This is a genomic window from Agrobacterium sp. V1 (assembly GCF_030518355.1).
Taxonomy (GTDB): domain Bacteria; phylum Pseudomonadota; class Alphaproteobacteria; order Rhizobiales; family Rhizobiaceae; genus Agrobacterium; species Agrobacterium cucumeris.
Genome location: NZ_JAULSF010000002.1, coordinates 1,712,948 through 1,725,000 on the forward strand (window position 1 = coordinate 1,712,948; position 12,053 = coordinate 1,725,000).

Genomic DNA, 12,053 nt, shown 5'->3' on the forward strand with positions numbered 1-12,053 from the left:
TTCAAGGTCTGTAAAGAAAAGATGCAAAAACTCCCGCTTCGCGGCAAACGTGTTGCAAAGCAGCAAATATGGCAGCTCGACTACGCCTGTTTCATTCAAAGATCGATCCTAGTTCCTGCGACGCGGTGATGAATGACAGTCCGTGCCGGAACGATCCTCTTTCCAGGAAACTGATCGTCTCCATGACGACGATTGGATTGTAGGTCATGAAGGTGTGCGTTGCGTGCACGACGAGATGATCTGCCGCGCCGCTGAGCCGGGTGGATTCAACCGTCACCTTCCCATCGTTTGGGCCGGGTAAAATCGAGTTGAACAGCGGATTGATGGAAAGGTCACCGGCAATAATCCCGACCGGATAATCAGGTGATGGGAGAATACGCGAGATTGCACCCGCTCCGGTGCCGAGCTCCTGCCCGGCCGGACCGTTGATCCAGTCGAAAGGCGGAAAATCGCCGAACACATCGACGATCTCGGAGCCATGGTTGGGCGGGGCAAGCATTACCACCCTGCCAAGAGATTCGGGGGCTGGCCTTTGTGCCAGCCAGTAACGAATGAGAATGCCGCCGAGCGAGTGTGTGACGAAATGCACGGGTTGTGCGCTGCAGCGTTCTACCGCGAGGCCTATGTAGCCCACCAGTTCTGAAACCTTTGCTGTCGTTGAGGGATATTCGGCGCTTACCACTTGATAGCCCTGCCGGCTCAGCGCCTTATCGATCAGCCAGAAAGAACCGGTGCCGCGGGCGAGGCCATGCACGAGGACGACGCACCCCGAACCATTGCGAAGCGGTTTTGCGGTTGCCGTTTCTCCATGAAGAACGAGCCACATCAGCATGACAAGATACGTCATGGCTTTCGTGTGTCCTGACGCCAGCATGCCGTTACTCCAAAATTTTCAGAGTGTACGTTTGTATATGACCATCCTTCATGAGCAGCGCGAAATTCATTCGTGGATTTCGACCAGTGCAAGGTAATGACGCCACCAGTCCCTCATCCTAGAAAGACCAGAAGAGTGGGACGACGAAGACTGAAACGATGAAGAACCAGACGAACAGCGGCAGACCAAGCCTCCAGTATTCACGAAAGCGATAACCGCCAGGCCCCATGACCATTGCGTTGGCGGGTGATGCTATCGGCGTCAGGAACGCTGCCGCAGTTGCAATTGCGATGCTCATCAGAACAGGACGCGGTGAGATGCCCATGCCGGTCGCTGCTGCGATCCCAATCGGGACCATGATCAGGGCGGTTGCCGTGTTGCTGATCAACTGTCCAAGTATTGCGGTCAGCAGGAACAGGCCGGCCAGAAGTCCCGTCGGGCTGATGTCTCCAACCAGATTGGCAAGTTGCCTCGAGATCAGCGGTGCAGCGCCCGTCTCAATCATGACTGCAGCAAGCGGCTTCATTGCTGCTATGAGAATGACAGTGCTCCATCCTATAGCCCTGAAGCATTGTTCTGGTGTCAGGATGCCGGAAAGAACGATCGCGCCTGCCGCGAGAATACCGGCGACGGCTGGAGGAACGATACCGGTTACAAGCAGAACGATCATGGCGGCCAGGATTGCGACTGTTTGCCTGGCAGCGGCCCCCATGGGGACAGCCTGCCTGCGAACGAGTTCGGGCGAACTGACGATGAGCACGTCCGGGTCGTTCAGGCGCACATCAAGTGCTTTCCATGTTCCCTGCAGTAGCATCGTATCTCCGGCCTCCAGCGAGGTCGCCCCTGCATCGCCGTTGGCATTGAGGCCATCGACAGACTTGCCCGCCTTTTGGACGGCAAGAATGATAAGATCACCACTTTCGGTGACCATGCCGGGAAAGACTGTCTGGCCGATCAGTTGCGATCGCGGCGGGATAGCAACTTCCGCCAGTCCGGACTGGTGATTGAAAAGGATATCGTCCGAGTTTTCCTCGTGTTCCCGAAACGACAAATGCAGGTCCACGGCGAATTTTGCGATCGCGTCGGGATTTCCGCTCAAAAGGAGATGATCATTTTCCCCGATATGCGGCCGTCTTATCGGCTGGGCGGTGTCACCCTCATGCACCGCCACCAGCCGGGCGCCGACATAGGGGGCCATGTCGACCGTCGAGACAGCCTTGCCCATGCAGGGCGAGGTGGAGCGAACACGCAGGCGGTGGAGATTTGCTCCAATCCCGTATTGTTCCACCAACGTCCGTGCATGACGGCTGAAATCCGACGGGATCGAAGGACCGTTTCGTTGCGGTAACAGTCGTTCGCCGAACAGGATGATGATCAGCATGCTGCCAACGAGAAGGGGTAGCCCGACAAGAGCAAATTCGAAGAATGCGAAACCTTCAGCGCCGGCGTCGATACTCGCGTCGGAGACAAGAACATTTACCGGGGTGCCGGTCAGCGTCAACATCGATCCCGCATGGGCGGCGAAGACGAGCGGGAGAAGGAATTGGGACGTTTTTTGTCCAAGCCGAACCGAAGTGACGACAACGACAGGTAAAAAGGCCGCCACCGCTCCATAGATACCCGTCAGTGCCGTCAGCATGGCAACTAGGCTCATCATGACAAGGAAGAACCGGCTGCGGCTTTTTTTCCCGGCATTCCACAATAACCGCTTGCCCATCCAGACCGTGACGCCGGTGAGCTCAAGTGCGGAGCTGACGACGAAAAGCGTTGCTATGAAAATGACAGCGGGATCACCGAAGCCGGCAAGGGTCTGGTCAAGACTGAGCAGGCCTGTCGCCCACAGGGACAGGCAAGTCAGCATGGCGACGACAACGGCCGGTACCCTGTTCGAGATGAACAAAACTATTGCGGCAACGATGATGATTGCAACGAGGGCTACCGGGCTCAATCCTGCTTCCCTTTGACAAACCCGACTTGATACGGTTTTCAATACGGCTGCCTGACGCCAGCACGCCTGAACCCTGATGATCACGATGAGCCGGAGGCCGCGATAAGTCATGGGATCACAGTCCCGAATCTACGCAACCCGTCCCGGACTGGCGGAACAAGGGCGATTTTTCGTGGTAAGCCGTTGATCCCATGTGACGACCGGTTTGAGCTGAGTTAGTATGCCGCCGGTCGCTCAGTGGCTTTGAGTGTGCCGGAAGGTAATGCACCAGCGCTTCGGCTCACTGAGGTAAAAATGCGCAGGCGAAGCATATTCTTGGTTGCTGTTTTTTCTGCCTGTCTGGTGGCCTGTGCACCACGAACGGGATTGCTGACCGTAACGTCGCCTGTCGCGAACGCCGATCAGATTACTCTTATTGCCGCAACAACGCGGGAGCCGGTCAAAGATCCCGGCGTATTGTTCGGCGGTGATCGCGGCGCCTCGGTTTCCTATAGCAGGATCGTCGTTTCAGTCCCTCGCAATCGAAAACCCGGTACCCTTGAACTCCCCCGGCGGCCGCCGGGAAATCCGGATCGCAATTTTGTCGCGACATCGGTGACCTCGATCAAAACTGAGGATGTTGCGGCTGCATTCCGGGGGCCACACCGGCGCAAGGCTTTCGTCTATGTGCATGGTTTCAGAACAACGTTTGACCGCTCCGTTTTCCGCTTCGCACAACTAGTGCACGATACGGATGCAGACGCCGTTCCGATCCTTTTTTCCTGGCCATCTCGCGGGCAGTTTCTGGACTACAAGCGCGACTTCGACAACGCGTCCTATTCCCGATCGGATCTGGCGAACCTGTTGCAAGCCGCCATAGATAGCAAATCCATCGATGAAGTTGTCGTGCTGGCCCATTCGATGGGTGCCTGGCTTGCGGTTGAGGCGGTCAGACAGGTTGCTCTTCAACGACACGGTGTCCCGCGTAAAATCTCCAACCTCATCCTTGCATCTCCGGATCTCGACGTCGGCGTCTTCCGGCGGCAGGTCGAAGACATGGGGGCGATGCGTCCGCAGATCACCATTTTCGCGGCGCAGACAGACCGGGCCCTTCGGCTTTCGCAGTTTATCGCGCGCGGTGGTGCCCGTCTCGGGGGGATCGATCCATCGCAGGAAGACTACCGGCGAGCCTTGGCTGATCTTTCCGGCGTGACCGTTCTTGATCTCAGCGCGCTGAGTTCGGGAGATCGTACCAACCACGCGCTCTATGCCACCCGGCCCGAGGCCGTCCGCTTGATCGGCGATCGGCTGCTGCGAGGCCAGAAAATCTCGGATGTCGATGTTGCAGGTCCGGCAACGACAATTGATGCCCTTGGTGCTGTCGCAACCTTTGCGGTGACCGCTCCGATCCTGATATTCGACATGGCCACGACCCCCTAGATTTTCCAATTCTGCTTTGCGGAGCCCTCGATGCGGCGCTGAAAATGGGACGATCAGCCCAATTTTGGGATTTGTCGCTCATCATTAATGTTGCCGCAGTTGCTAGCGTAGCGAGGTGACCTTGCCCGGCAGAGAGATCCGGTCACGTGATGTCCCGGAACTCGGCACTGAAGGCGGGCGTGAACGAGGCCGGCGCTGCGAGCAGGGAGATTTTGTTTGTCGCCAATCCAGAGCACCGGTCTGATAATCTTTGCGACAATCGCTCTTTTCGCATGGAACAGGCTGCCGGTTATTGCTGTTGCTTTCGCGGCGACACTTTCGCTCTGGGCCGCAGGGCTTGTTACTTTGGAACAGGCCTTTGCGGGTTTCGGGGATCGTGCCGTTCTGTTTATCGCCAGTCTCTTCATCATCAGCGCTGCGCTTGAACGGACCGGCGTAACCGCATGGTGCGGACAAATGCTGATCGCTCAGGCGGGCGGAAACAATCGCACCAGGCTCCTGCTTATTCTCATGCTTGCCGTCGGTTGCCTGACGTCGCTCGTCAGCGGAAGCGGAGCTGTTGCAGCGATGATGCCAGTTGCCGTGCTGGCGGCTGTTCGCCTCGGTCAATCGCCTGCGCAATTGCTGATGCCGCTCGCTTTTGCGGCTCACGCCGGGGCCAATCTGCTTCTGACTGGTTCGCCCAAGAATTTCCTCGTCTCGGAGGCTTTAGAAGATTCCGGACGAGAGGGGTTCGGCTTCATCGAATTTGCCTATATCGGCGTGCCGCTTCTCGCCGGAACAATCCTGATCGTACTCTTGGTCGGAAGAGACCTGCTTCCACGTAAAAGCAATGTCCGGCTGCCCGCCGACTTCAGCCGCCATGCCCAGACGCTTGTCGAACACTACGGTCTGCGGGACGGGCTCTTCCGGTTGAGGATCCGCGACAGTTCTCCCCTGGTCGGAGTAATGGCGGACAACGTCGATCTGGGCGGTGGAAGCGAGATACAGGTCATGGCCGTTCAGGCACTTGCCTCTGGTTTACCTGCTCGAAGCAGGAGCATCACGCCGGATGACTATCTGCTGGTTCGAGGCACCGCACAGGCTGTTGCGGAAGCAGCCGCACGGCTTCATCTTGCCATTCGCGAGGACGCGCCTGTAGAGGGTGGAAATTCGGCCTTCAACCGGCGCTCCGGCCTGGCGGAGGTGATGGTTCCGCCACGCTCCGGCCTCATAGGGCGCCCGATGTTTCCAGGCGTTGCGACGGAAAGTGGTGATCTGATCGTTTTGGCGGTACATCGAAGGGGCGAGGAAATTGATTACGCCAACCCGACGCTGGAGGCCGGTGACACCATTCTTCTCGAAGGCAGTTGGGAAGCGCTCGACCTGCGCCTCAACGATCCCGATGTGCTGGTTGTTGATTCACCCGACCTCGTTCGCCGGCAGGCCGTTCCAATGGGGCCGGGAGCAAAGGTTGCGGTAGTGGCACTGATCCGCCTTGTCGTGATGCTGGCGACCAATATCGTGCCGCCCGCGGTTGCGGGCATTCTGTGCGCATGTGTTCTGGTCGCGTCGGGCGTTATTACGCCCGAGCAATCCTATCGCGCCGTTCATTGGACGACGGTAATGCTCGTGGGGGCGATGATGCCGATTTCGACCGCCATGATGCAATCGGGTACGGCAGCTTTCGTGGCCGATGAGCTTGTCTCGGCAATCGGCTCAGCCGGTCCGACGGCGCTCGTTGCCGGTTTATTTGTGCTCACGGCCTCTCTTGGGCAGGTGATGAGCAATACGGCTACAACCATGCTTGTCATTCCAATCGCAATGGCGGCTGCATCTGCCATGCAAATTGATCCGCAGCCGGTTCTCATGAGCCTCTGTGTTGCCGGTTCCGCGTCCTTCATGACGCCGATTGCCACGACAACCAACATGATGGTGATGGGACCAGGCGGCTACCGGTTCGGTGATTACTGGAAGCTTGGGACGCCGCTCATGGTGTTTTTCTTCCTGATCGCCGTTTTCATGGTTCCGCTGATCTGGCCGTTCTAGTCGCATGATAGATTTGAGACGGAACGCATGGTTTTGGGACAGTGAACCGATTGTTCCAACTCGGATTTTTGCAACTATGCCTGATTGCCCTGCACCGCAGGTCGCAGCCCTTGGCGATCCTCTCCAGGAAGGGACATCGACTTTATGAGTAACCCAACGCTGGTCGGCCCTGTTTTTCTGATCGCAACGATCGCGTTTATATCTGCGCTGCAGATCGCCGCTGCGGTTTTTGCACCGATCGCCGGTGCACTTCTTGTGATTGCCCTTGTCTGGCCGGTTCAGAAGACTCTCCAGAACCGCCTTCCGAGACTGCTGGCACTGGCGATTGTGGTCGGGATAATCATCTGTGTCTTCACAGCGCTTGCATCCGTCAGTGCATGGGGTTTCGGCCGCATCGGTCGCTCCGTCGTCAGCGACGCCCCCCGCTTCCAGATGCTTTACAGCAATCTTGTGACGTGGCTGGAAGGACATGGCATCGTTGTCGCCGGGCTGTGGGCCGAACATTTTAACGTCGGTTGGCTGCTTCGAATGCTGCAGGGCGTGACAGCCCGGCTGAATACGACGATTTCCTTCTGGATCGTTGTCGTCGTCTATGTATTGCTCGGGCTCCTCGATACCGACGCCGTCGCGCGCAATATCCGAAGGGCATTGGCAAAAGACACGGCGGATGCCGTCATTGGTGGTGCTATGCAGACCGCGGCCAAGCTCCGACGCTACATGTTTGTACGCACGCTGATGAGCCTTACGACTGGTATTATGGTCTGGGTGTTGTCGGCGGTCTTCGGATTGCGCTTTGCAACAGAATGGGGCGTCATTGCGTTTGCGCTGAACTACATTCCCTTTATGGGGCCGTTCATTGCGACGCTTCTGCCGAGTGCCTACGCTCTGGCGCAGTTTGGATCGCCGGAGGCCGCGATCTTTATTTTCGCCGGCCTGAACGTGATACAATTCGCGATCGGAAGTTATATAGAGCCGCGTGTTGCAGGATATGCGCTGGCGATGTCGCCTTTCCTGGTGTTGTTCTCGGTGTTTTTCTGGTCATCAATATGGGGTGTGTTCGGCGCATTCATCGGCGTGCCGATCACGATCGCGATCATCACGTTCTGCGCACAGTTCGCCGGAACCCGCTGGATAGCAGTGGTTCTTGGCGCACCTTCCGGGCGAGATACAACAGACGACGTGCCTGACAGCGGCAGCCAGACATGACTGTCGGGTCTCTTTCACGGTATCGGCAGGAACGCATAGATAGTATCCAGGGAGATACATTCGCAGCAACCCAACGGACCATCAGCCCCGAATACCGGCTTGGATTACTACCGACGAAGCCGTCGTATCTCCATCACGCGTCCAGTGCGGGAACTGAGCGAAATTTCGAAATCTCCGCTGCCTCGCCTGGCGTGATAGACGAATGTCCGGCCCCTGCAATCGACGCGGCGGACATTTCGGAAGCCACGATTCTGAATGAGCTGTTGACCCTGCCTGCACGTTATCGCGCGGCCAAAATTGAGATTGGAACCGACATGAATGTTGATCGACACGGCATAGGCTGGAGCCGGTACCGATACAGGCAAGATAAGGCAAGCAGCGAGAGCAAACGCAGACCATGTTGCGGGGCGCATCTTGTTTCCTCCACCAGTGAGACGCTCAGGGAATAGTTTGGGTCTGCGGGACGATGTCAACAACGGGGCGTAAATCATGGATATATTAGGGACGCAGCGCCAATTTCGGGGACGATTTACGCATCACATGCGAGAAAGGCGCGATGTGGTCATTTCAGATTTCATTTCGGCTTCTGCAGACCGACGTGAATTCTCGGCAGCCAGAATTGTGTGGATTGACATGAGAATAGCGACCTGCTCACCTGCGCACTGGTCATGACGTCGCACGTCCTCCCGTGAAAGGTTGTACCTTGTCTGAAAGACCCTGCGGCAGATTCTGGGCCGATATGCGTTGCAGTTCCTCTAACTGCTCTCATGCCTGCTGTATCGAAATCCGTAATAAGCGTGGTTTTTCCATGCGAAAACACTGTTAACCGGTTGATGGGATTTTTCCCGCGCTCTAACGTTGGAGGTTGCGATGACGTCGAAGAATGGTCCCCTGCGTGTCGGCATCGGTGGTCCCGTAGGCTCGGGCAAAACGGCTTTGACCGAAAAATTATGCAAGGCCATGCGCGACCATTATTCGGTCGCCGTCGTCACGAATGATATCTACACGAAGGAAGACGCCGAGGCACTGGTTCGCATGCAGGCCTTGTCATCCGACCGCATCGTCGGCGTGGAAACCGGCGGATGCCCGCATACGGCAATCCGTGAGGACGCCTCGATCAATCTTCAGGCCATAGCAGACCTCAATGGCCGCTTTCCTGATCTTGACGTGGTGTTTATCGAATCTGGCGGAGACAACCTCGCCGCAACATTTTCACCGGATCTCGCAGACCTGACGATCTATGTTATCTCGGTCTGCCAGGGTGAGGAAATCCCTCGCAAGGGCGGACCTGGCATCACCCGGTCCGATCTTCTGGTTATCAACAAGATGGACCTCGCGCCTCATGTCGGTGTCGATCTTGATGTCATGAACAAGGATGCACTGCGCATGCGCGCGGCATTGCCCTTCGTTTTCTCTGACATGAAACGCGGAGACGGGGTCGACAGGGTGTTGCAGTTCCTGCAGGTTCAGGGCGGGCTTTAGACTGCATGCCGCGGCTTCTCACACAATCGACGTATGCTCCGGCAGCCATTCTGCCAAGTGTCCGGCATCCCAGCTTCCTGAATGATAGCCTCGCAGGCCACCCCTTCCAGGGCGATCCCATGCCTACGAAATGCCGCATGTTCAAATAAGACCCGGCGCGCGGTCTGGGTCTAATTAGAGCAATCCTCGAAGACACGGCTCGAGCACGGAACCCAGCTCGCCCTGGCGTCCACGGAACGTATCATAGCCGTAGATGGTCTTGAGTATCTGCAAAGGTTCGGCGGTCACGGCGTCTTTCTTCTGCGTTGGATGATTTGCGCATCATGGCCAAATCCGGATTTATGGCAATCTCGAACGGCTGGATCGGCACAGAAAGAGATGCAGATTACGACCCAGAAGATGCATAGGTTTGAGTGCTTGGAACGCAAAAGCCCTCCGCGGCGGGAGGGTATTTTATTGTATTGTCGTCTTTGAGGGGATTTGGTTGCGGGGGCAGGATTTGAACCTGCGGCCTTCAGGTTATGAGCCTGACGAGCTACCGGGCTGCTCCACCCCGCGTTACCAGCGCAAGTTCGCAGAACTTGTCGCGAGAGCGTAACCGCATGGCGGTTATGCTTGGTGCCGGAGCAAATTGCCGAAGGCGATTTGTCTCCTTTAAGGGACGCACGAGGCGTCTTTTTTTTATTCTGGTCTTAAACGACGAAAGGCCGCTTGAGCGGCCCTTTTTTTATCGGCTGGGCCGAAGAATGTGAATGAGAAGATTAGATGTTGCGTTTTGCAGACCTGGCAGCGACCTACTCTCCCGCGTCTTGAGACGGAGTACCATTGGCGCTGGGGCGTTTCACGGCCGTGTTCGGAATGGGAACGGGTGCAGCCGCCCCGCGATAACCACCAGGTCGGCAAAACGCAACATGCTCCATGTTTTCACATGGAAACTGCTGTTTCGAGAAGCTGGAGAGCTCAAGGCCCTATTTAATTTAACACGTCTTTCCGTGACCGATCCGTATTCCACCTTTGCTCGAGGTTGAGCATGGCAGCCATACAGACCAGAGGTCGTCGCGCCCTGTGGCGCGGCTCCGTCCTGAGCCCTTCGGGCGTCAGGACAGAACAGATCATCGAACTGCGTTCGATGAGCATGAACAATGGGAACGAAGAAGTCGATCGAGCTATTAGTAACGGTAAGCTTCACATGTTGCCATGCTTCCACACCCGTCCTATCAACGAGGTCGTCTTCCACGGCTCTGATAGGGAACACTCGTTTTCAGGTTGGTTTCCCGCTTAGATGCCTTCAGCGGTTATCCATTCCGTATATAGCTACTCTGCTATGCCCTTGGCAGGACAACAGATCCACCAGAGATACGTCCATCCCGGTCCTCTCGTACTAGGGACAGATCCTGTCAATATTCCTACACCCACGGCAGATAGGGACCGAACTGTCTCACGACGTTCTGAACCCAACTCACGTACCGCTTTAAATGGCGAACAGCCATACCCTTGGGACCTGCTCCAGCCCCAGGATGCGATGAGTCGACATCGAGGTGCCAAACAACCCCGTCGATATGGACTCTTGGGGGTCATCAGCCTGTTATCCCCGGCGTACCTTTTATCCGTTGAGCGATGGCCCTTCCACACGGGACCACCGGATCACTATGACCGACTTTCGTCTCTGCTCGACTTGTCAGTCTCGCAGTCAGGCGGGCTTATGCCATTGCACTCGACGACCGATTTCCGACCGGTCTGAGCCCACCATCGCGCGCCTCCGTTACTCTTTCGGAGGCGACCGCCCCAGTCAAACTACCCACCATACACTGTCCCGGATCCGGATAACGGACCGCGGTTAGACATCCACGAAGATAAGGGTGGTATTTCAAGGATGGCTCCACAAGAACTGGCGTCCCTGCTTCAAAGCCTACCACCTATCCTACACATGCCTTGGCGAATGCCAGTGTAAAGCTATAGTAAAGGTGCACGGGGTCTTTCCGTCTGACCGCAGGAACCCCGCATCTTCACGGGGAATTCAATTTCACTGAGTCTATGTTGGAGACAGCGGGGAAGTCGTTACGCCATTCGTGCAGGTCGGAACTTACCCGACAAGGAATTTCGCTACCTTAGGACCGTTATAGTTACGGCCGCCGTTTACTGGGGCTTCAGTTCAGAGCTTGCACCCCTCCCTTTAACCTTCCAGCACCGGGCAGGCGTCAGACCCTATACGTCGTATTGCTACTTCGCAGAGCCCTGTGTTTTTGATAAACAGTCGCTACCCCCTGGTCTGTGCCACCCCATCATAGTTGCCTAAAATGGGGTCACGCTTCTTCCGAAGTTACGCGTGCAATTTGCCGAGTTCCTTCAACATAGTTCTCTCAAGCGCCTTGGTATACTCTACCTGACCACCTGTGTCGGTTTCGGGTACGGTCTATACGGTGGAGCTATTTCCTGGAACCTCTTCGCCGCACATTCAATCCAATAAGAATGTACAACACACGAGATCCGTCACTACCACCAGGCCCACGAATATTAACGTGGTTCCCATCGACTACGCGTGTCCGCCTCGTCTTAGGGGCCGGCTAACCCTGCTCAGATTAACTTTAAGCAGGAACCCTTGGTCTTTCGGCGAGGGAGTCTCTCACTCCCTTTATCGTTACTCATGTCAACATTCGCACTTCCGATATCTCCAGCAGCCCTCACGGGTCCGCCTTCACAGACTTACGGAACGCTCCGCTACCACATGCCTTACGGCATATCCTCAGCTTCGGTGCATGGCTTTAGCCCCGTTACATTTTCGGCGCAAAGACCCTTATTTAGACCAGTGAGCTGTTACGCTTTCTTTAAATGATGGCTGCTTCTAAGCCAACATCCTGGTTGTTTTGGGATCCTCACATCCTTTCCCACTTAGCCATGACTTGGGGACCTTAGCTGGAGGTCAGGGTTGTTGCCCTTTTCACGACGGACGTTAGCACCCGCCGTGTGTCTGCCGACTAGTACTCCTCGGTATTCGGAGTTTGGTTAGGATCAGTAAGACGGTGAGTCCCCATAGCCCATCCAGTGCTCTACCCCCGAGGGTATTCGGTCGACGCTCTACCTAAATAGATTTCGCGG

The 12,053-nt window shown here is 56.4% G+C and carries 6 protein-coding genes, 1 tRNA gene and 2 rRNA genes (1 of these 9 cut by a window edge); 4 read left to right on the plus strand and 5 right to left on the minus strand.

The genetic code is table 11. The features are described 5' to 3' along the window. Window positions 1-91: 91 nt before the first annotated feature. The gene (locus tag QSV77_RS21705) at window positions 92-874 is read right to left on the minus strand and encodes an alpha/beta fold hydrolase (protein ID WP_302735027.1); all 783 of its coding nucleotides are present in this window, start codon (window positions 872-874) and stop codon (window positions 92-94) included. A 118-nt stretch (window positions 875-992) separates the two neighbouring features. Beyond that, entirely contained in the window at window positions 993-2,822 is a 1,830-nt protein-coding gene (locus QSV77_RS21710; RefSeq protein WP_302735028.1) for an SLC13 family permease, read from the minus strand. 315 nt (window positions 2,823-3,137) lie between these two features. On the opposite strand from QSV77_RS21710, the gene QSV77_RS21715 reads away from it, so the two are divergent. The 4 genes from QSV77_RS21715 to ureG all read left to right on the plus strand — a co-directional run bounded on the left by QSV77_RS21715 (window position 3,138) and on the right by ureG (window position 8,957). Beyond that, the gene (locus QSV77_RS21715) at window positions 3,138-4,241 is read left to right on the plus strand and encodes an alpha/beta hydrolase (protein ID WP_283159208.1); all 1,104 of its coding nucleotides are present in this window, start codon (window positions 3,138-3,140) and stop codon (window positions 4,239-4,241) included. Window positions 4,242-4,457: 216 nt separating this feature from the next. Next, window positions 4,458-6,269, plus strand: a complete 1,812-nt coding sequence (locus QSV77_RS21720; RefSeq protein WP_302735029.1) for an SLC13 family permease — start codon at window positions 4,458-4,460, stop codon at window positions 6,267-6,269. Between the two features lie 144 nt (window positions 6,270-6,413). After that, the gene (locus QSV77_RS21725) at window positions 6,414-7,475 is read left to right on the plus strand and encodes an AI-2E family transporter (protein WP_302735030.1); all 1,062 of its coding nucleotides are present in this window, start codon (window positions 6,414-6,416) and stop codon (window positions 7,473-7,475) included. Between the two features lie 870 nt (window positions 7,476-8,345). Continuing rightward, entirely contained in the window at window positions 8,346-8,957 is a 612-nt protein-coding gene (gene ureG / locus QSV77_RS21730) for an urease accessory protein UreG (protein ID WP_269702265.1), read from the plus strand. A 481-nt stretch (window positions 8,958-9,438) separates the two neighbouring features. Here the strand turns inward: ureG and QSV77_RS21735 are convergent. The 3 genes from QSV77_RS21735 to QSV77_RS21745 all read right to left on the minus strand — a co-directional run. Beyond that, a tRNA-Met gene (locus tag QSV77_RS21735) sits at window positions 9,439-9,515 on the minus strand. Window positions 9,516-9,738: 223 nt separating this feature from the next. Further along, window positions 9,739-9,853: ribosomal RNA gene (rrf, locus tag QSV77_RS21740) — 5S ribosomal RNA — on the minus strand. Between the two features lie 252 nt (window positions 9,854-10,105). Continuing rightward, a 23S ribosomal RNA gene (locus QSV77_RS21745) occupies window positions 10,106-12,053 on the minus strand (it continues 851 nt past the right edge of the window).